Genomic DNA, 21396 nt, shown 5'->3' on the forward strand with positions numbered 1-21396 from the left:
CCTCAGAATGGGCTTTCCAGTGGATTCATACCCACGTACACCGCTTTAAACTGGGTGTAGTGTTTAATGGTTTCGACACCATTTTCACGACCGATACCGGACAATTTATATCCACCTACGGGCATTTCCGCCGGTGAGGCACCATAGGCATTAATCCAGCAAATACCGGCCTGCATCTGGTGAATAACCCGGTGCGCACGGCGAATATCGCGGGTAAAGACACCGGCCGCCAGCCCCAGACGGGTATCGTTGGCACGACGCACCACTTCGTCTTCATCGCGGAAGGTCAGCACCGACATTACCGGGCCAAAAATTTCTTCGCGCACGATGGTCATATCATCGCGGCAATCGGTAAAAATGGTGGGTGCAACAAAATAGCCGTTAGGCGCACTGTCCGGTGCCAGCGCAAAACCACCACTGGCCAGCGTCGCACCTTCGGCTTTACCTTTGTCAATATAACTCAGCACCAGTTGCTGGTGCTTGGCCGAGATTAAAGCGCCGAAATTCACGTCCGGGTCCATCGGATGACCCGCCACAATATTATTTTCGGTACGTTTCAGCAGACGCTGCATAAATTCGTCATACACTGCTTCGTGCACAAATACCCGCGTACCATTGGTGCAGATTTCGCCCTGGGTATAAAAATTCGCCAGCATGGCCGCCGATACCGCATCGTCGAGATCAGCATCGTCAAAAATAATCAGCGGCGATTTACCACCTAATTCCATGGTTACGTCTTTTAAACTGCCAGCCGCAGCAGCCATTACTTTTTTGCCGGTGCCGACTTCGCCGGTAAACGATACTTTGGCAATGCGCTCTTCTGCCGTCAGCCAGGCACCAACTTCGGCCGCACCGTGGACAACGTTAAACACACCGGCAGGCACACCGGCTTCGATAAATATTTCCGCCAGTTTTACCGCGCCGTAAGGGGTTTCTTCTGACGGTTTAAAAATCATCGCATTACCACACGCCAGCGCCGGGGCAGATTTCCAGCAGGCAATCTGCAGCGGATAATTCCACGCACCGATACCGGCGCAGATGCCCAGTGGTTCGCGGCGGGTGTAATAAAAATCACCGCCTAAATCCTGCTGATTGCCTTCAATGGCTGGTGCGATACCGGCAAAAAATTCAATCGAATCGGCGCCGGTCACCACATCCACCACTGAGGCTTCCTGCCAGGGTTTGCCGGTATCCCGTACCTCTCCAGCGGCCAGTTCATCATTGCGCTCACGTAACAGCGCCACCGCTTTTAATAAAATACGGCTACGTTCCATTGCCGGGGTTGCCGACCATTGCTCAAAACCACGCTGGGCACTGGCCAGCGCAGCGGCTTTAATGCTGTCGTCGGCGACTTCCACCTGATAGGCCACTTCCGCAGTCGCCGGATTAATAACGTCGAAGGTTTCACCGCTTTGGTTAGCCATTAACTGGCCATCAATAAAATTCATCAGTCGCATGGATTCAGACCTCATCGGCGCGACCGCTGGTCGCTATCAGTGAATCAATAAAGGCTTTGCACAGACGCTCGGCTTCGTTAAAAGCCTCGTCGGTAGCGGGTGTCAGATTGAGCGTACTGCGCAACCACATGCCATCAATCATGGCGGCAGTCATCGCCGCAGCATCACGGGCCGCAGCGGGGTCAGCGATTAACTGACGGAAGGAATACAACAGATTGCTGCTCAGACGCTGGCTGTTAACCCGCTGTAAGCGGGCCAAAGCCGGGTCATGCATGGCTTTCGCCCAGAACGCCAGCCAGGTAACCGTGGCTGACGACGAGCGCTGAAAACCGGCGAAATTGGTTTCCACAATCATCATCAGACGCTCACGCGGGGACACCTGACGCGCCTGCCCTGCCTGCAACTGCAGCAACAAACCCTGCTTGAGCTGCTCCAGAAGATAACGCACGGCGGCTTCAATCACGCCCTGCTTGCCACCAAAATAATGACTGATAATGCCTGACGACATCCCGGCCAGCTTACTGATGGTGACGATGGTGGTGCCCTGAAACCCATAGAGTTCAATAGATTTCAACGTGGCATCAATTAATTGCTGACGCCGTACACCCTCGATATTTGCTCTGTTTAAACCGTTACTCAACTGCTTTCCCGCCATTGATTGAACGTTCAATCAATACGAGTCTAAAGTTTAGTGCTCTATGGATCAACCTTGACAATCGAGCCAAAACGCAGCCGAGAGCATGCTCAAAACAGCGCCAGGCCTGCCATCATGGGCACCAGAGGGCCCCGCCAGAAGGTAAAAATTAATTAGATATCAATGGAATTATTGTGCAGAACAGCGGCAGAATTGCTCATTTACCAAGCTGAAGGCATAAAAAAACGCAGCACCGGCAATGCCGCAGCTGCGTTTTTTTGACTAGGGCCTGTTAACACTAATTGAATCGGGCCTGCTGAGAGCCAGTTTTTCTCAGAACAAGGAGTGAGGAGGGATATTAACGGGTTAAATGAATGACGAACGACGATGTTAATGGGGAAAACTGGCCTCAGCCCGAAGGGTTCTGGCTAAAAATCCCTCATTCTGCGTTGCTGTTCGCTCGCTGAACCCGTTACCAATCTGTCTGGAACAGATTGGCGTGCCAACCCCAAAGGGGTGAAGCACAGGGATGTGCTGAACATCCCACACTCTCAGCGCCTTGTCTGAGAAATTTTTAGCCGATAACAGGCCTGTTTAATTAGTATTAACAGGCCCTAAGAGGTAACAGCAAGGCCGCAAATGCGGCCAGCTATTACTCGGCGCGGTGTTCGCGCGCCAGATACTCGTGGGATTGCATCTCCAGCATGCGCGAGGTGGTACGCTGGAATTCAAACTCCAGCTTACCCTGGCCGTAAATCGCCGGAATCGCCGCATCGGCCGACATAATCACCTTTACGCCACGGTCGTAAAATTCGTCAATCAGGTTGATATAGCGACGCGCCAGATCGTCATTTTTAATGCCCATGACCGGCACATTGGAAATCAGAATGGCGTGGAACTGCTTACCCAGCTCAATGTAATCGTTCTGCGAACGCGGGCCATCGCACAGGGCGGTAAATTCAAACCAGGCGATGTCATCACACAGTGCCTTCGCCGGAATTTTGCGGCCAAGAATTTTAACATTACAGTCGGTTTTAACGTGACGCGGATCGGCAATCAGGCTGTCGAAGCTCTTCTGCAGACTGGCTTCTGCGCCACTGTCCAGCGGGTAATGGTACAGCTCAGCCTGCTCCAGGGTGCGCAAACGGTAGTCGACACCAGAATCAACGTTAACCACTTCGGTGTACTTGTTTAAAAGCTTAATCGCCGGAATAAAACGGTCACGCTGCAAACCGTCTTTATACAGACCGTCTGGCACAATATTGGACGTTGCCACCAGCGTTACGCCACGGTCGAATAACTCCTGCATCAGACCAGCAAGAATCATCGCATCGCCAATATCCGAGACAAAGAATTCATCGAAGCAGATCACCGCAGCTTCTGCAGCAATCCGGTCGGCAACGATATTTAACGGATTCTTTTCGCCCGCCAAAGACGTCAGATCACGATGCACACGCTGCATAAAGCGGTGAAAGTGGGTGCGCATTTTGCGTTCAAACGGCAGCGCATCGTAAAAGGTATCGACCAGATAAGTTTTACCGCGGCCAACCCCACCCCAGAAATAAATACCCTTTTCCGGCTCCGGTTTTTTCTTACTCAGTTTGCCGGCCAGCTTGCCGAACAACCCTTGCTGCGTGCGGCGATTTTCCGCAGCAACCAGATCGTCAAACAGACGTTGCAGATGCTTTACCGCCATTTCCTGCGCAGCATCATAGGAAAAGTCATCACGTTGCAGATCAGCTTGATAGAGTTCCCAGGGCGTAGACACAGACAGTCTCCCTTATATAAGTGGGATATTGGGCAGTTCCGTCCGTGCGGGCGCACATCGCGGAAGAAAATTCAGGGCGCGCAATTTAACCAAGCATGGGCAAAAGTGCAAATCCTGACCAAGGTCGGACGACAGGAATAACCTGCCAAACCGCCCTTTTCCCCTGACTCAGCCCAGCCATCTTCCCAACCCTCTCAACTCAACCCTCTCAGCCCAGCCCGACCGCCTTAAGCAACGGCGTCCAGTCTTCCTGCAAACTGGCTTTAAGGTCGGTCAGGCGACCATGGAAGAAATGGCTGCCCTCACAGAACACCTGATAGTGCGGCGTTGGCACGACGCGTTCAGCCCAGTCGCTGACTTCATCGAAAGGCACCACCTCATCGGCATCGCCCATATAAATAAAGGTTTCGAACTCATAAGGCAGCTGATTGGGCGCATCGAAGTGATGCACCGCCGGTGCCAGCAGCACCAGTGCAGCAATGCCTTCCGGCGCGCGGCAGGCGCTTAAGCAGGCCATACCGGCACCGAAAGAAAACCCCGCCAGAATCACCTTTTGCCAGCCCAGTTCGTTACGCGCATAGCTTAGCGCCGCCAATACATCATCCTGCTCGCCCACACCCTTATCGTGAACACCTTCACTGTTACCGACACCGCGAAAATTAAAGCGCAGCGTCGGCAACCCCAACCCGGCCGCCGTACGTGTTACGGTGGTCACCACCTTGTTATCCATCGTGCCGTGAAACAGCGGATGCGGATGGCACATCAATACGCCCAACTGCGTCTGCTCTGCCACCTGCCAGCGGCCATCCAGCATTCCGGCCGGGCCTGTGATACTGACTTTCTGTTCCTGCGCCATGGGCTCTTTTCCTCATCGGTCCGATAACTATCCGCAACGGCTGAAGCCTGCAATGGCAGGCACTGAGCCTGCCAAACCAAAGCATCTTCTTCACCATATACATATAGCTAAATGTTATTGAATATACCTTCTTATATATCTGGCAACTTGGTATATTTCGCGCAATTTACATTGCCCCACACCTACCTTTTGGGAGCCATCAGACCAAAATGACTGACTACAACCTGACGCACTTAAAGCAGCTGGAAGCGGAGAGTATTCATATCATCCGCGAAGTCGCCGCTGAATTCGACAATCCGGTGATGATGTACTCCATCGGCAAAGATTCTGCTGTGATGCTGCATCTGGCCCGTAAAGCCTTTTATCCGGGCAAACCGCCATTTCCGCTGCTGCACGTGGATACCACGTGGAAATTCAAAGAAATGATTGAGTTCCGCGACAAAATGGCCAAAGAAGTGGGCATGGATCTGATCGTACACATCAATCAGGAAGGTGTAGAGCAAGGCGTTGGCCCGTTCACCCACGGCTCATCCAAGCACACCGATATCATGAAAACCCAGGGCCTGAAGCAGGCGCTGGACAAGTACGGTTTTGACGCCGCCTTTGGTGGTGCGCGCCGCGACGAAGAAAAATCCCGCGCCAAAGAGCGTGTCTATTCTTTCCGTGACAGCAAGCACCGCTGGGACCCGAAAAACCAGCGTCCGGAATTGTGGAATATCTACAACGGCAAAGTAAACAAAGGCGAAAGCATCCGCGTTTTCCCACTGTCGAACTGGACCGAGCTGGATATCTGGCAATACATCTACCTCGAAAACATCAACATCGTACCGCTGTACTATTCCGCCAAGCGTCCGGTGGTTGAGCGTGACGGCATGCTGATTATGGTCGACGACGAGCGCATGCCTTTAAAAGAAGACGAAGTACCGGAAATGAAATCCGTACGCTTCCGCACCCTGGGCTGCTATCCGCTGACCGGTGCGGTCGAATCTGAGGCAGAAACCCTGCCGGAAATTATTCAGGAAATGCTGCTGACCACGACATCTGAGCGTCAGGGCCGTGCTATCGACCACGATTCATCGGGTTCGATGGAGAAGAAAAAGCAAGAGGGGTACTTCTGATATGTCACACCAATCCGATCTGATCGCTGCCGATATTCTTGAGTACCTGAAGCAGCACGAAAACAAAGAACTGCTGCGCTTTTTAACCTGCGGCAACGTTGACGATGGCAAATCGACCCTCATCGGTCGTCTGCTGTTTGATTCCAAAATGATCTACGAAGATCAACTGGCATCCGTCACCAAAGACAGCGGCAAAGTCGGCACCACCGGCGACCGCCCCGATCTCGCCTTATTGGTCGATGGCTTACAGGCAGAGCGCGAGCAAGGCATCACCATTGACGTAGCCTACCGCTACTTCAGTACCGCCAAGCGCAAATTCATCATTGCCGACACACCAGGGCACGAACAGTACACCCGCAACATGGCCACCGGTGCCTCCACCTGCGACCTGGCGATTATTCTGATCGACGCCCGTTATGGCGTGCAGACCCAAACCAAACGCCACAGCTTTATCGCCTCATTGCTGGGTATTAAGCACCTGGTCGTTGCGGTTAACAAAATGGACCTGCTCGACTTCAGCGAAGAGCGCTTTAACCAGATCCGCGAAGACTACCTCGACTTCGCCAAAAACCTGAATCTGGAACTGAGCGCCATTCACTTTGTACCGATGTCCGCCCTCGACGGCGACAACGTGGTCGAGCGCAGCACGCGCGCCGCCTGGTATACCGGCCAGACGCTGATGGAAATTCTCGAAAGCGTGGAAATTGCCAAGGACAAAAACCTGGAAAACTTCCGCTTGCCAGTACAGTACGTTAACCGTCCGAACCTCGACTTCCGTGGTTTCTGCGGCACCATCGCCTCCGGCATCGTCAAACCCGGCGATACCATCATGGCGCTGCCATCACAGAAAACCAGCAAGGTTGAAAGCATCGTGACCTTCGACGGCAACCTCGAAGAAGCCTTCGCCGGTCAGGCCGTTACCCTGACCCTGGAAGACGAAATCGACATCAGCCGTGGCGACGTTATCGTTAAGCTCAACGACCTGCCAACCGTGGGTAAAAAACTCAACGCCGACATCGTATGGATGACCGAAAACCCACTGGTTCCGGGAAAACCCTACGACCTGAAATTCGCCTCCAGCTCAACCGCCGGTACCGTCAGCAAGATTCACCATCTGGTGGACGTCAACACGCTGGAACAGAGCCTGGCTGATCAGGTAAACCTGAACGAAATCGCCCTGGTGGAAGTCTCGCTGGATAAAGCCGTACCTTTTGACTGCTATAGCAGAATTCCGGGTACCGGCGCATTCATCATCATCGACCGCCTGAGCAACGTCACCATTGGTGCCGGCATGATCGTCGGCGCAGCCAGCGCCTCCGACGACAACACCCCGGTAACCGCTGCGGAAAAAGCCCGTCGCTTTAACCAGAAGCCAGCCATCATCGCCGTTAACGCCGTGAATGCTGAGCAAGTGGTTCAGGGCCTCGACCGCCGTCTGTTTGAAATGGGACGCGTAGCAGCCATTGCCAGCAACGAACACGCCCAGCTTCTGAAAGACGCGGGTCTGGTGGTTCTGGTAGCCGGCGGTGCCGATGGCGCCGACATCAGCCTCGCCGCCGATCAGGAAAGCCTCGACTCCCTGATCGCCGACCTGCAGGAACAAGGGGTTATCTGACCCCTGCCCGCAGGCTGAAACGCTGACAAAAAAGCCCCACCGGAAACGGCGGGGCTTTTTTTATCGGCTGCGAGTAGCTGCTGCCAACCTGGCCACCAGACAATATCCGCTTCACTGCTGCCATCATCGGCACACCACACTGAGCGCGACGGTCTGCGGCGAACACTGCAACACAAGGCCACAGCGCGGGCTTTCGCGCAGATTAGTAACTCTTTGAAAAATCTCAGAAAAAAATGTTTGACAGGTAAAAGAATGCTGGCATAATACGCGCCACTTGAACGGAGCAATGCGGCAAGCACTGGTAACTTCTTTCAGGTAACAATGTGGCTATGTAGCTCAGCTGGTTAGAGCACAGCATTCATAATGCTGGGGTCACTGGTTCAAGTCCAGTCATAGCTACCACGAATTCTAAAGCCCGCGAAGTATGCAAATACTCGCGGGCTTTTTCGTTTAAGCAATAATTTCCCGCCTCCGACAGCCCCCCTTTTTACTTAAATGCTTTTTTAACTAACAGCACGTCATCTGACTACCCTTCGCCCTGAGCTTGTCGAAGGGTTATTTTTTCAGCTGCCACCGAAAAGACGCCGTTCGCCCTGAGCCTGTCGAAGGGTTATTTTTCTCAGCTGCCTGTGCGGCAGCGAACCCGTCGGCTGAAAAGTGAAGAGAGCTATCTGATTTCTGAGCTGCCTGTGCGGCAGCGAACATAACGACAGACGCCGGCTCAAACGCTGCAATTTTCTGAGCTGCCTGTGCGGCAGCGAACTCCGGCAAACTCCGCTTCGATCGCTTTGTTAATTTCTGAGCTGCCTGTGCGGCAGCGAACGCGGCTTGTGCCGCTTTTGCCGCCGTCATTGTTTTCTGAGCTGCCTGTGCGGCAGCGAACTCTGCGTACAGATTTTTTGGGTCCCCCATGGTTTTCTGAGCTGCCTGTGCGGCAGCGAACCGTAAGCGGATTTGCCGCGGTAAACGCGTGGCTTTCTGAGCTGCCTGTGCGGCAGCGAACAATAAACACACCGACGAGCTGTACGACTCGCTTTTCTGAGCTGCCTGTGCGGCAGCGAACGGGGGGAAGGTAGAAGGGAGATCATTATCTGTTTTCTGAGCTGCCTGTGCGGCAGCGAACAGCTTTTCTTTCAAGGTAACGAGGATGATAATTTTCTGAGCTGCCTGTGCGGCAGCGAACACTCCATTCTGCGCACTTCGCACACTCAAACTTTTCTGAGCTGCCTGTGCGGCAGCGAACATTGCATGATTGTGGCGGGTGCATTTTTGCCATTTCTGAGCTGCCTGTGCGGCAGCGAACTTTAAAGCGCTTTTTCATATCACTTACTCCGTTTTCTGAGCTGCCTGTGCGGCAGCGAACCGTCCATACTTGCGAAACGCGCTTATCGTTCTTTTCTGAGCTGCCTGTGCGGCAGCGAACCTTCGCAGTTTCCAGTGTAGCGAAATCAACCGTTTCTGAGCTGCCTGTGCGGCAGCGAACTTTTAGAAATCAGGATTTATGCGGGCTGTAGATTTCTGAGCTGCCTGTGCGGCAGCGAACATGCACCAAGGGCGCATACCGGGCAATCAAAGATTTCTGAGCTGCCTGTGCGGCAGCGAACCACCACCTCAGCCAGAATCCGCACATGGGTCTTTTCTGAGCTGCCTGTGCGGCAGCGAACGATTGTTATCACGCAGCAATGCAGATGCCCTGTTTCTGAGCTGCCTGTGCGGCAGCGAACCTGCCAAGCTCAGAACGCGGCATCCGTAAAAATTTCTGAGCTGCCTGTGCGGCAGCGAACGGCCGCTATTGCGGCCAGCAGCGTATTTATGCTTTCTGAGCTGCCTGTGCGGCAGCGAACGCGATACCCACGCAGTGCCGCCCGAACATTAATTTCTGAGCTGCCTGTGCGGCAGCGAACCTCACAAGTGCGTGGTGGTCTGTGGTTGTGATTTTCTGAGCTGCCTGTGCGGCAGCGAACGCCAGTACCGGTAATCAGCGCCGCCGTGGCATTTTCTGAGCTGCCTGTGCGGCAGCGAACGAATTCGCTAAGCTATCGTCAATGCCCAATGTTTTCTGAGCTGCCTGTGCGGCAGCGAACGCTGGGATTGCCAGCGCTCGTTACCGCTCAAATTTCTGAGCTGCCTGTGCGGCAGCGAACATGGCGGAACAGCAGGCGGCCGCATCTGCCATTTTCTGAGCTGCCTGTGCGGCAGCGAACGCCTGATGAGCCTTGAATACGCTGCTGCCCGTTTTCTGAGCTGCCTGTGCGGCAGCGAACTCAGCACCGCCCATCACATGGCGCAGCACCTGTTTCTGAGCTGCCTGTGCGGCAGCGAACGCTCATAACCCGCGAACCAACAGGGTCTGTTGTTTCTGAGCTGCCTGTGCGGCAGCGAACGGTTGCTACGCCGCCGGCAACGGCAAGCACAATTTCTGAGCTGCCTGTGCGGCAGCGAACGCGAGCAATAAAAACAGATATTTCATTTCAGATTTCTGAGCTGCCTGTGCGGCAGCGAACTTCTGCCGGTTGTTCCACTTGCCGCAGCTCTTTTTCTGAGCTGCCTGTGCGGCAGCGAACGCCAACAATGCCGTCGCGGCTGAAACCCTTCATTTCTGAGCTGCCTGTGCGGCAGCGAACATGTGGGGCTGCCTGGTCATGGTAAGTCTTATTTTCTGAGCTGCCTGTGCGGCAGCGAACGATTATGTGGAGTTATCGCAGCCGGTGGAGTTTTTCTGAGCTGCCTGTGCGGCAGCGAACGCATTGCAGCCGGTGGGCGTGAATCATGATTATTTCTGAGCTGCCTGTGCGGCAGCGAACAGGTCAAGGATGTCTTCGATCATAGTGTCACCTTTCTGAGCTGCCTGTGCGGCAGCGAACGGCATCCGCTGGCCTTGGACTGTTTACATTGCTTTCTGAGCTGCCTGTGCGGCAGCGAACTATGCCCACATGGATAATTACCGCGCCATGGCTTTCTGAGCTGCCTGTGCGGCAGCGAACGGTAGGCTGAGTTTTCACTAGTCACTGTAAACTTTCTGAGCTGCCTGTGCGGCAGCGAACACGTTAAAGTGGCGGGTGATGGGACTCAGGATTTTCTGAGCTGCCTGTGCGGCAGCGAACGGCGAGCAGTTAGTAAGACTGGCAGATTCTCTTTTCTGAGCTGCCTGTGCGGCAGCGAACCAGCCCTCGGTGCGCTCTTCGTGACTGCTGTTTTTCTGAGCTGCCTGTGCGGCAGCGAACTGTCGTACTGCAGCCCCATGTGAATTTCACCATTTCTGAGCTGCCTGTGCGGCAGCGAACGTGCTACGAAGTTAGACCTTCACTGCCGAACATTTCTGAGCTGCCTGTGCGGCAGCGAACAGCATCGTTTTACGACGTTGCTTTGTTTTCATTTTCTGAGCTGCCTGTGCGGCAGCGAACTGACCCATCAGAAATCTCTTTCATGCGATCTATTTCTGAGCTGCCTGTGCGGCAGCGAACTGCCTGTACCGCTGCAGCGAAAAGCCAGGGATTTTCTGAGCTGCCTGTGCGGCAGCGAACTTTAGACGCGGCGGACTGGCAGTGATTCAGTTCTTTCTGAGCTGCCTGTGCGGCAGCGAACCTCAAAAACGGCGCGGCTCACGAACTCTTCAGTTTCTGAGCTGCCTGTGCGGCAGCGAACGAGCGGGCCATACTCCGAAATATGCACACACTTTTCTGAGCTGCCTGTGCGGCAGCGAACCAGGAAATTCAGCGTCAGCGCGGGGACATTCATTTCTGAGCTGCCTGTGCGGCAGCGAACGGCGTGGGTTTTGGTTAAGAGCTAATTACAGGTTTCTGAGCTGCCTGTGCGGCAGCGAACGAAACCACATGAGTAATCCGTGGGTAAGGTTCTTTCTGAGCTGCCTGTGCGGCAGCGAACCGGCGGCGCATAACGTGGCGCTCAAACAATATTTTCTGAGCTGCCTGTGCGGCAGCGAACGTCGCAAGGAGCCGCGCCTCACGCACTTTACCTTTCTGAGCTGCCTGTGCGGCAGCGAACGCTCCCACTCGGTGCGCGTCTTCGTATTGGAATTTCTGAGCTGCCTGTGCGGCAGCGAACGCCAATCCAATCCGGAACGCCATAAATGCTTTTTTCTGAGCTGCCTGTGCGGCAGCGAACGCCTCTCAGGTTAAGGGTGGCGTTCCGTGCGTTTTCTGAGCTGCCTGTGCGGCAGCGAACAGAAAATCTGCGCTTGAGGTTGAACGCCTTCATTTCTGAGCTGCCTGTGCGGCAGCGAACCTCATAAACTCATTGCAATTCGTGTGGATGGTTTTCTGAGCTGCCTGTGCGGCAGCGAACTAATGCGTGATAATCCACTGCGCTTTGCCAATTTTCTGAGCTGCCTGTGCGGCAGCGAACGAACAATTGCCCTACGGCCCCGACGCTCTGCCTTTCTGAGCTGCCTGTGCGGCAGCGAACTGGGGAGGGTGTATGGGCCGCAGCGTAAACAATTTCTGAGCTGCCTGTGCGGCAGCGAACGTGCTGATTGTGGGTATCGCGACCATTGCGCTTTTCTGAGCTGCCTGTGCGGCAGCGAACGGAGCGTAGCGCCGAGACTGTTAGGGGGTATTTTTCTGAGCTGCCTGTGCGGCAGCGAACTCTCAGCGTGGTCATCACTTGCTGATGGCGATTTTCTGAGCTGCCTGTGCGGCAGCGAACTCAATTACCGCCATTTTTTGCCTCCCCTCTCATTTCTGAGCTGCCTGTGCGGCAGCGAACGTGGCTTTGGCGATGGCGGCGCGTATCATGTCGTTTCTGAGCTGCCTGTGCGGCAGCGAACCTTTCTTATCCGACCGTGTACGGGATCGCAAATTTCTGAGCTGCCTGTGCGGCAGCGAACCAAGCGTTGCGCCGTCGCTGGTAAGTCCATCATTTCTGAGCTGCCTGTGCGGCAGCGAACGGAGCCTTACATCGTTTCTGGATTCTCAGCGTTTTCTGAGCTGCCTGTGCGGCAGCGAACAAAGACGGAGGAAGACTTGCCATGATCTCTTTTTTCTGAGCTGCCTGTGCGGCAGCGAACTTTGACCGGCCACGAACAAACACACGGTGATATTTTCTGAGCTGCCTGTGCGGCAGCGAACTTCTGGCCGAAACACATCGCCGTCAGGACAGTTTTCTGAGCTGCCTGTGCGGCAGCGAACTAGCCGTCTGGGATTTCTTGCTCTGGTAACAATTTCTGAGCTGCCTGTGCGGCAGCGAACAGTCTGATTCGTCTGGTGTTCGGGGTTCAGAATTTCTGAGCTGCCTGTGCGGCAGCGAACATTGTGTTGACTGACACCTTTCCTTTTTGTAATTTCTGAGCTGCCTGTGCGGCAGCGAACAACAACCAGCGCAGAAGAAAAATACGTCATGATTTTCTGAGCTGCCTGTGCGGCAGCGAACTAGAGCATTTTCTATCTAATCGCTTGATTATTAAAGAACTTCAGAGAAAAAGCCTGCTTCACCCTTTTTATAATGAAGCAGGCTAACTCTTTGATTTTTAAGGCGGTTAGTGCATCACCTTAAAAAAGGGTCAAAACCACGGGACGGTCGCATCCGGGCTTAATCCGTAACGATTAAACTCGCCACCTTCTTGCTTCTCCTGCAATGTACTTCTTTCGATAAACAGGCAAAACGGTTGGGCGGTGCTGTGGCTGCGCAGATGTACATAGGGCAGGTTAGGTTTGCGTTCTATGGTTGCCGGAATCGCTTCTGTTGCCTGCCCGGCTGTTTCTCCTTTGCGTTTCATGCGGCGTCTGCGCATCCGCTCGGCGTTGGTTTTAAATTGTTTACGCCGGAACGTGCAGTGCTGGGCATGCTCTGGCACGGGTTTGATGTCGGTCATGCGTACATGGTCACGCATGCCTTTCAGCCAGTCTTCCTGCATCAGGCTGCGCAAGGTGCTTTCGCTGCTGTGCAGGCGTAATACATTCCCGACGCCACGAGGGTTAAGGCTGTAGTGCGGAAAGCTGATGCCAATATCACTGCGCTGTTGTTGTACCAGCGCTATGTGCAGGCGGCCATAGAGCGCGCCCAGTAACTGGGCGGCACTGGTTTCCGGGTCGGGCTGCACGTTCAGTTCAAGGTAGTGTGTTGTCATGGCCTCACCCTGCATCACCAAATACACCGCCACGGATTAAGGTGGCGATCACGAAGTGTTGTTGATTCTGTTCCGGTACTTTGTCTTTCAGTACCCAACCATCCAGCAGGTTGTAAAAATCCATTTTTTCTTTTGGCTGACGATACGCTTTACCCTGGGTGGTAACAGAACCATAAGGTTCTACGGCAATTGGGCCATTGCTTTGCGCATCCGGGTACCAGGTGTCGATGGTGCGCAGTGCATTACCGATTTTTTGTGAATGCATGGCGGCAACATCCGCAACGTGGTAAAGGGTTTTACTTTTTTTGCTGTTGGATTTATCCAGAATTAATTCCTGCGATGGAAATACTTCCTGCCCTTCGCCAAGTCGTACAAAGGCGGTAATTTGCAGCAGCACATGTTCTTTGCCGGCTAATCCGGCTTCCATTAATGCGGCGAGTTCGGATAGTTTTCCGGCGTCTGCGGCTGGCGCTTTCAGTTCCGTCATGGAATGCGTTAACGCATCAAAGCACCATTCTGATACGGCGCGGCCACCTTGCAGGCGGGCAACGGTTACTTCCACCTGTTCTGCGCCAATACGGTTGCGCCATAAAAAGCGACCATTGGCCAGGTTGGCCGCGTAACGCTGGGCCAGTTCACCCAGGCCTGCGTTCTGAATATAACCGGCAACGGTGGCCAGTAATTTTTCGCGGTAGGCCGATTCATTACAGGCAGATGGTTCACCTACCCCACTGAGTACGCGCAGGGTAAATTGTACTTTCAGGGTGTCGGCATCGGCGGGTAATGCGGCAACATCGACGGTTTGCAGATTAGGGTTTTCAATCGCAGCATCCAGCTTAGCCGGGTCCTGATCTTTGGTTTTCAGACGATTAGAGATCGTACCGCGCACCGATTTTTCACGGATGGATACGGGCTGCCAGTGATTATCGTGGCGGTTATCCCACTCGCCGGAAAATAACAGCGCATCGGACACGTCCAGTTTGCGTTCAAATGCTAATACGGAAGCGGTTTTAAGTTCATTAGTCATAATGTATTCCTTGTTACGTCACTTAATCGTTATGGGGTTTAATGAAGTTATTGCGGCAGCGGTATAAGCCGTTTTCCGGCTGGCTGTCGACGTACCAGAGCAGTTGCTCAATCGAATTCAGGCGATGCGGTGCAAGCCATTGCCCGATAGAAAACAGGCTTTCAACAAAGCGAAATGGTGTCTGCGGATCACGGCTATTGGCCACGGCTCCAGCCGGGTGTACGTCACCCAGTGCGCCGTAACCCACCGGAATGGGTACGATCCAGCCCTGCCCTGTTCGGTCGTGCTGCCATTCGCCTTGTGTTTTTTCTGCGGTCTTTTTTGTTTTTCCTTCTGTTGTTTCTTGCATTACCTCTTCAGCTGTTTCTTCTGCCGTATTGTCGCTCGCCGGTTGGTAGTGCCAATTAATGCGCGACAGCGATAACCAGGCATCCAGTCGGGTCGCATCCGGCTGCGTGTTTTTAAGTGCCTGTAAACGCTGATCGAGCAAATCGTCACGGGCGACCAGGGTGAAACCGGGTAATAATTGACGGCTTATTTTTTTCATCACCTCAGAGTCGCTGTTAGGTTCAGCAAAGGGCTGATAACGACGTAACCAGGGCTTGGCCTGTGGATGAATGGTGCCTCCGGCAATGCGCATGCGATTAAGAATTTCCGCTACCTGAGCCGGGTATTCTTCGCGCCATTCGTCCGTACCAATATTGACGCCAAATACCAGGCTGATCTCCAGGTGAATACGGCCTTCTTCAACAATGGCGGCGGTTTTTCCGCTTTTATCGATGGGGTTACGGGTAAGGCGGAAAGATTTTACAAAGCCATCGTCGGTGACCAGTTCCTGATGATCGTGGCACACCACCCCCACGGCATTCAGGGGTAAATCTAACCCGGCCTGTTTTAATTGTCGCTCCAGTGCCCACATCAGGCCGAGGAAGGCCGTCATCGATGGGAAGCCGTGGGTTAACGGGCTGGAAATGGCGTTGGCGTTTTGTACCCGTAAACGGGGAATGACCAATACATGAGAAATCGCCGGCAGGCTCATACCGCACCTCCTGGCGCACGGCGTTGCTGCGGCACCGGCCAATGGGCTTCGATAACCGCTTGTTTTGCCCAGTGTTTGTATTCCACATCGCCGACGGTTTTTAATCCGGCTTTGTGCAGCTGCGTGTTTAACCAGTTGGCAAAATAACCGGCAACCTCATCGGGCCAGTCGCCCCACTGATAATCCGCATTAAATTGTTCGTCTTTGGCTTGATGATCTTGCCGCAGCGGTAATTCAATGCGTTCGGGGTCGAGCCAAAGCCGCTGACATTGCGGTAACTTGCAATCGGTGTGACGGCTCCAGCCCGGCTCCTGGCCAAAGCGAATACTCTCGCCAAACAGCGCCAGTTGCTGACCCAAAGCCTGCTCCAGAGCCTCGCGCTTTTCACGGGTTGCTTTAATAGCCTCCGGGTCCGATTGCAGTAAACGGCTCAGCGATTTCAGCAGCTCAGCAACATCATCAAAGAAATAAAAAGAATGAAAGACAGAATCGACTTTAAGTACCTTAATCCGGTCTGAAGCATTCCAGTGTGGTGGCAGGGACGCTAACAGGTAATTAACCCCACCCCGTTCGCTGTTCAGCTGCGAAATATTCTGCGGTTTGGTGCCCCCCAGTTTACGCACGACCAGCCCACGGTAATCGTGATAACTGCCGTCGTAAGCGCTGTTTTCCCGGCGGGCCTGGCGGGCCAGTTTGTTTTCTTCACCAAAGCGTACTGCCTGAATATCGGCATGTACTGTATGCGTCAGTGCGCTGGAAAATAACGGCTGCAACAGTTGATAGTCTGCATTATCGGAGGGTTCTTCACCCACCAGCCAGTAGAGCTGTTTGGCGACTACGTGTGATGTTGGTTGTGTTTCTGCGCGGATTAATGACGAAAAAGCGTGCATCCATTCCTGGGCAGTTTCTGCATCTTCTGACAATGCGGCCTGTAAGTCAGAATCCGATGCCTGCATCCAGTCAAACAGACGCTTTCCTTCTACTTCGGTTTTCAGAAATTTGAAAACATCCAGTGCGGCGGCATTGCCAACAATATCTTCGGCAAACGCATCACCTAACAGGTGACTGCCGATTTCATGATGTTGAGGGAGATTATTGGGCGTCAGATGCAGGCTGCTGCCTCTGGCATCCGGGTGGGTGGCTTTGAGTACGTGGGTCACAGCCTGAATTTGATTGACTCGACGGGCGGCATCAGCCAGCCAGGTCGTGTATTCATATTTAGCCGTCGTCTCAATATCGGTATTGTTGCCTTTCAGCTTGGCATCCCGCCGTTCGTCAATAAACGTGGTAATGGCCGAACGAAAGGCGCTCGCTCTTGCGGTTAATGTTGTCATTCCTTTTTCCTCATTGCTCCGTTTCCTTTGCTGATTTTTCCATGTTCATCATCCTTTTTATTGTCGCTTCATAAACCCAAGCCACGGGTGCCAATTCCACCCCTGTGAATTATCCAACACTTCAACCGTTGTCATTTTTTCTGCACAACGCTCAAGCGACATATCCAGCGCTTCGGCCTGTTCACGCACTAAGGTCATTAAATCAAAATCACCCCAGACGCTGATGCCGGTTGCTGGTTGCAGCAACAGGGTGTGTCGCTGGCTGTGGTCTACCGGTATATACAGGTTTTGCCCACGTGCTGATCGGTTAGCTTCCACCCGATGCAGTCGCAGTTGTTCTTCATCGTCGTCAGGGCGGAACACTAACGTGAGGGTTTGGCTGCCTGCGGAATCACGGAACGGCTGATACTGCGCTAATACGCCGGTCAGCAGGTTGTGCGGATGCCGCCAGCCCGGTGCGGCTTCATCTTGCTCCAACCACTGAACCTGAGTATTACGCCGCGAAACGTTGGCCGGTTTTGGCCGTGGGTACATGCTGGCGGCGATGCGCGCCTGTTCCAGATCAACCAGACTAGTCTGCGGTTTTTGCTCTTCAGCATTGCGCGGGAGAATACGCGGTACGGCGTTGAGGCACTGGTACTCATCGGTCTGCAGCAGATCGTGCAACCAGGGGCTGGTTAAGCGGAACTGCGTTCCTGCTGGGCCTTTTTCAAAACCGGGCCGCTGATAAATACCGTCATCGTTGTTCACGTTGGTAAAGTATTTAACCGGCGCATCCAGCAGCAACATATTGGCGTGTTGCGGTGTTTTGCGACGGTGACGCTGTACGCGACCAGCCAACTGAATGAACGAGCGCATGGACGATGGCTCGGCGATGGCCCAGTCGGCGTCCCAATCGCGCCCGACTTCACACACCGGTGAGGCCAGCACCACAAACAACTGCTGCGAGGCGGTTGTAGTATCCAGCGCATGGCGTATCTGGGGTTGTTGATACACCACCTGGCCGCCATCACCCCGGCGGTTAAAGGCGCTATCCAGCAGGTTCTCGATGGCTGAGCGCTGCACCAGTGGAAAACGTGAGTGGTAGACGCACAGGTGAATGTGAACATCATCAGCGGCGCCCAAAGCGTAAAGCGCTCTGGCCACCTGAGTCAGCGCTTCGATATTGGCCATCCGCACCATGCCAAAGCTCACCTGTTTAGCGCTGACAGGGTCGATCTCAGAATGATGGTGATGTAAGCGGATGCAGCCATCACGAAGGATGCGGGCCAGCTCAGAGTAGACCTCATTGGGCTGCCGGGTGGTGATGTCCAGCGGCAAAATTTCTGCCTGACGGCATGGCTTTTCTTTCGCTAATTGCGCAACACGTTGACCAATAAATTGTTGGTGTTGCTGCTCAAACAATTCAGCTGTTTTAACCGTTGTGCTCTGCACACCAAATTCATCAACCCAAAGACATGGAATATCCGCCATCGAGTTCGTCTCACCGCCATCGGCACCGCGATTGTTAAGATAATGCTGGCGTCCCTGGCGATAGGCCATAAACATACCCGCAACTAACGCGGGCGGTAAGGTGGCCGAGGATAAGATAACGCGGCTGCCCAGCAATCCGGCCCAATACACTAACCGGGTCAGCGCTGGCAGATCGTTCAGGTCGTAGTCGTCGAGCTCATCCAGAATCAGGTCGCTGCTCATTAAGCGCAGCATCGGGGCAATTTGTCGGCCAGCGCGCTGTGATTCGGTAGCCGGAACCAGATGATCAACAGTACAAACCAGCATAGGAGCCGACAGCAGTTTGCGGATATCGGCATTGGCTAACGCTTTGGCCAGCAACGGATGATCGGCACTATTGCCTTCGTACAGCACATGGCTGTCTTCTTCGAGCAGCTCCTGCACTGAAGCTGAGCCGCTTTGCTCCGCCCGCTGTTCGTAATACTCAAATAATGCCCGGCTGGACGAACCGCCAACCTGAATGGCCAGTTCATCGTCATTCAGGTGCAGGTCTTTGCGGTAGCTGCGCCCGGTCTGCAAGGTCAGTGTGCGCAGGCCAAGCGCATAGGTTGCGCGCATGCCCTGCTGCGGACTGGCAAGAGCATAAAGAATGCGGGCATTGGCCAGTGTTTTACCGCAACCGGTTGACGCCATATTAATAATAAAAGCGCCTTGTTGCCGGGCGCTTTCGCGGATGGCCGTGGCGGCATCAAAGGCTTTATCCTGCCAGGAGAAACGTGGGTTACCACTGCGTTTTCTTAAGCCACGATGATTGGCTAAACGCGGTAAATAGCGCTCAAATCCGGGTAATGCATGAGCGATAGAGGCGGCACCCTGCGCAACCCCTAATAAATGTTCAAGCAATGATTGGTTAAGCACCGGCCGACCATGTTTATTGTGCGTGGTATTCGCGGCCAGCGTTTGCTTGATCTGTAAAAAAGGCACACGTCCGGCAACCGGTTTATCGGTGGCGGTTAACCCCAGGCTGGAATAATGATGGTCACCCAGCATCAGACAAAGCCGCGCCAGATGCATTACATACGGATTATCCAGCCAGTTTCCCCGGTGAGTTTGTTGCAGCGATATTAAGCGTTTTGCTAACTTCGCCGCTTGCTTGCGCCAGACCGGAGACATAACAGGCAAATCGCCTTGCAAGCTCCAGTATTTTTCTTTGAGAGCCTGGTCTGCATCCTGTGCCTGTTCGTTCCAGTCGTGCGCAACCTTTGATAATAAATCCGGTAATTCATGCAGACCTGGAGCACGTCCTTTGGTACCAAGCCATTGTTGTTTACCGTCATTATCTTTTGCCGGTTTAAGTGGTAAGCGGTGATGGGTGACGATCAACCAGCCAATAGCGGCGGCGACCGGGGCCTGGGAAGAGAGAGTACGAAAAGGTTGCGGATGATCGGCAGCATCCAGACCATCACGCCAGTAACGTCCGGGCATGGTCCAGATTGCAGGATCGTCGGTTGTTTCATCGGCCAGGCGCTGCAGCCATTGTTCGTCAGTATCGGTGCCGACGAATGCCTGAAATAAGCGCAGTGACACCCATTCATGGCGGTACAGATTTTTCTCTGTACGCTGTCCTTTTAAGCGCTCCTGAAACGCAATACTGGCCTTACCTAAATCGTGCAACAGCCCCGCGAACTGAGCCAGTACACGAATAAGTTCGAGGGTATGCCAATCGTTTTCGTCTTCGTGGCGCAGCACATTACGCGCCGTGCTATTCGTGGGGGTCGCGCCTTCCATATTGAACTGGCTGGCGTCGCCGACAATCCACATCAGTTCGCTGTGGTCTTTGCCGCGAATCCAGTGGCAGGCAACCGCGGTATTTTTGCGTGCGGTTTTGCGCAGCAGTTTGCGTAGGGTATTCAGGCCCTCCTGCGTAATGGCCGTCTGCCAGGTGCGTTCTCCTCTGCGCTCGGCAAATTGATCCAGAATTCGGCGACTTTCTTTTAAAGCGTTTTTATTGCATTGCGAAACCAGAAGGACATTCATAAAACCGCCTTTGCGGCCGTATCGGTTGCGACGCTTTTTAACGTATTAATGATAAAGTCGAGGGATTCGCTACGTGTCAGGGCTTCAATGCAGTGCTGGCGAAATGCCTGTTCGTCGTCACCACGCATCGCCGACAGAAATGCCTGCGGCAGAATGCAGGCGTCTTTAATTAAATCGGCGGCATCAAATACCAGACCGCCACGCCGGGTTTTGCCATGCAGCACCGCCAGTCCGTGCGGCAGACCTAAAACCCAGGTGGCCGTAGCGCCGAGGCCATAGGCCAGATAATTGCCGTGATCGAGAAAGCGATTCGCCGGATCAGACCCCGTCCCTCGCTTGGCGCGGGTAAAATCGCCGTAGTTCACCGTATCGACTGCCAGCTTAAACAGCGCTTTGGTCAGGCGGGCTTCTTCGGTTAGCAATCCGGTTGTATCCGTCTGCTGCTGAATCCGTTCTTCACTGCCGGTTAATAGCTGATTCAGCCTTACGATATCGACGCGAAAACCCTGATCATGCAGTGAGCGGCGGTTCCACTCTTGCCTCAGCCTTGCCAAACGCTCTTGCTGCAGCGTTTTTGCCGCCTGCAGACGCAACTCATCATCGAACCAGAATTTCACCCAGCCCTGTAAATATTCTGTCGGCCGATATTCACTCTGAGGGGAAAACCATGCGACTTCGATGTCCATTTCATTCGCACTGAACAGTGGCGTCCCACCGCCACCACAAAACCCAACCAGAACACCGGCTTTTGCCAGTTCCCGCATCGCCGCCTGGGTAACCGAAGTTCCGGTGCCAAGCAACAGGGTTGTGGTATTGGCAATCGGGATATTCCAGTAGAGGGATTTTTTTCCCTGATCGGTGACGTATTCCACACGTCCGCCATTCACCAATACCCGGCAATACTGCAGGTAATAAATATTGGCTCGTTTGGAATGTAATATTGTTTTCAGGTCTGAAGGTGATAGATCATCCAT

The 21396-nt window shown here is 53.8% G+C and carries 12 protein-coding genes, 1 tRNA gene and 1 CRISPR repeat array; of the genes, 3 read left to right on the forward strand and 10 right to left on the reverse strand.

The annotated features are described in order from the left end of the window. Positions 1 to 2: 2 nt before the first annotated feature. The 4 genes from betB to NYR02_RS01385 all read right to left on the reverse strand — a co-directional run bounded on the left by betB (position 3) and on the right by NYR02_RS01385 (position 4715). A complete protein-coding gene (gene betB / locus NYR02_RS01370) occupies positions 3 to 1457 on the reverse strand; it encodes a betaine-aldehyde dehydrogenase (RefSeq protein WP_260974605.1) in 1455 nt (484 codons plus the stop codon). Positions 1458 to 1461: 4 nt separating this feature from the next. Then, entirely contained in the window at positions 1462 to 2097 is a 636-nt protein-coding gene (gene betI / locus NYR02_RS01375; RefSeq protein WP_260974606.1) for a transcriptional regulator BetI, read from the reverse strand. A 646-nt stretch (positions 2098 to 2743) separates the two neighbouring features. Continuing rightward, positions 2744 to 3859, reverse strand: coding sequence for a cell division protein ZapE (gene zapE / locus NYR02_RS01380; protein WP_260974607.1), 1116 nt, complete (start codon positions 3857 to 3859; stop codon positions 2744 to 2746). 208 nt (positions 3860 to 4067) lie between these two features. Further along, a complete protein-coding gene (locus tag NYR02_RS01385) occupies positions 4068 to 4715 on the reverse strand; it encodes an alpha/beta hydrolase (RefSeq protein WP_260974608.1) in 648 nt (215 codons plus the stop codon). A gap of 209 nt (positions 4716 to 4924) precedes the next feature. On the opposite strand from NYR02_RS01385, the gene cysD reads away from it, so the two are divergent. The 3 genes from cysD (at position 4925) to NYR02_RS01400 (ending at position 7850) form a co-directional block, all read left to right on the forward strand. Then, entirely contained in the window at positions 4925 to 5833 is a 909-nt protein-coding gene (gene cysD / locus NYR02_RS01390; RefSeq protein ID WP_260974609.1) for a sulfate adenylyltransferase subunit CysD, read from the forward strand. Position 5834: 1 nt separating this feature from the next. Continuing rightward, positions 5835 to 7448 (forward strand): sulfate adenylyltransferase subunit CysN, encoded by a 1614-nt coding sequence (gene cysN / locus NYR02_RS01395; protein WP_260974610.1) that lies wholly within the window; start codon positions 5835 to 5837, stop codon positions 7446 to 7448. Positions 7449 to 7773: 325 nt separating this feature from the next. Then, positions 7774 to 7850 (forward strand) — tRNA-Met (locus tag NYR02_RS01400). Between the two features lie 213 nt (positions 7851 to 8063). Next, positions 8064 to 12836: direct repeats of the CRISPR family, unit length 28 nt; unit sequence TTTCTGAGCTGCCTGTGCGGCAGCGAAC. Positions 12837 to 12966: 130 nt separating this feature from the next. Here NYR02_RS01400 and cas6f read toward each other — a convergent pair. From cas6f to cas1f, 6 genes are read right to left on the reverse strand one after another with little or no spacing between them, the layout of a single operon-like run. Beyond that, positions 12967 to 13533, reverse strand: coding sequence for a type I-F CRISPR-associated endoribonuclease Cas6/Csy4 (cas6f, locus tag NYR02_RS01405; RefSeq protein ID WP_260974611.1), 567 nt, complete (start codon positions 13531 to 13533; stop codon positions 12967 to 12969). 4 nt (positions 13534 to 13537) lie between these two features. Continuing rightward, entirely contained in the window at positions 13538 to 14560 is a 1023-nt protein-coding gene (gene csy3, locus NYR02_RS01410) for a type I-F CRISPR-associated protein Csy3 (RefSeq protein WP_260974612.1), read from the reverse strand. Between the two features lie 22 nt (positions 14561 to 14582). Further along, positions 14583 to 15599, reverse strand: a complete 1017-nt coding sequence (gene csy2 / locus NYR02_RS01415) for a type I-F CRISPR-associated protein Csy2 (protein WP_260974613.1) — start codon at positions 15597 to 15599, stop codon at positions 14583 to 14585. Then, positions 15596 to 16933: a type I-F CRISPR-associated protein Csy1 gene (gene csy1 / locus NYR02_RS01420; RefSeq protein ID WP_260974614.1), complete on the reverse strand. Its 1338-nt coding sequence runs from the start codon at positions 16931 to 16933 to the stop codon at positions 15596 to 15598. Before csy1 ends, csy2 begins: the two co-directional genes overlap by 4 nt. 57 nt (positions 16934 to 16990) lie before the next feature. Next, complete coding sequence (gene cas3f / locus NYR02_RS01425; RefSeq protein WP_260974615.1) at positions 16991 to 20422, reverse strand: type I-F CRISPR-associated helicase Cas3f; 3432 nt, start codon at positions 20420 to 20422, stop codon at positions 16991 to 16993. After that, a complete protein-coding gene (gene cas1f, locus NYR02_RS01430; protein ID WP_260974616.1) occupies positions 20419 to 21396 on the reverse strand; it encodes a type I-F CRISPR-associated endonuclease Cas1f in 978 nt (325 codons plus the stop codon). Before cas1f ends, cas3f begins: the two co-directional genes overlap by 4 nt.

This window comes from Thalassolituus pacificus (genome assembly GCF_025318105.1).
GTDB lineage: Bacteria > Pseudomonadota > Gammaproteobacteria > Pseudomonadales > Oceanobacteraceae > Venatoribacter > Venatoribacter pacificus.

Bases quoted from the DNA above. Each gene is read 5' to 3' on its own strand.
- betB (WP_260974605.1), bottom strand. From the start codon at position 1,457: ATGCGACTGATGAATTTTATTGATGGCCAGTTAATGGCTAACCAAAGC.
- csy1 (WP_260974614.1), bottom strand. From the start codon at position 16,933: ATGACAACATTAACCGCAAGAGCGAGCGCCTTTCGTTCGGCCATTACC.
- csy2 (WP_260974613.1), bottom strand. From the start codon at position 15,599: ATGAGCCTGCCGGCGATTTCTCATGTATTGGTCATTCCCCGTTTACGG.
- cas6f (WP_260974611.1), bottom strand. From the start codon at position 13,533: ATGACAACACACTACCTTGAACTGAACGTGCAGCCCGACCCGGAAACC.
- cysN (WP_260974610.1), top strand. From the start codon at position 5,835: ATGTCACACCAATCCGATCTGATCGCTGCCGATATTCTTGAGTACCTG.
- NYR02_RS01385 (WP_260974608.1), bottom strand. From the start codon at position 4,715: ATGGCGCAGGAACAGAAAGTCAGTATCACAGGCCCGGCCGGAATGCTG.
- csy3 (WP_260974612.1), bottom strand. From the start codon at position 14,560: ATGACTAATGAACTTAAAACCGCTTCCGTATTAGCATTTGAACGCAAA.
- cas1f (WP_260974616.1), bottom strand. From the start codon at position 21,396: ATGGATGATCTATCACCTTCAGACCTGAAAACAATATTACATTCCAAA.
- cysD (WP_260974609.1), top strand. From the start codon at position 4,925: ATGACTGACTACAACCTGACGCACTTAAAGCAGCTGGAAGCGGAGAGT.
- cas3f (WP_260974615.1), bottom strand. From the start codon at position 20,422: ATGAATGTCCTTCTGGTTTCGCAATGCAATAAAAACGCTTTAAAAGAA.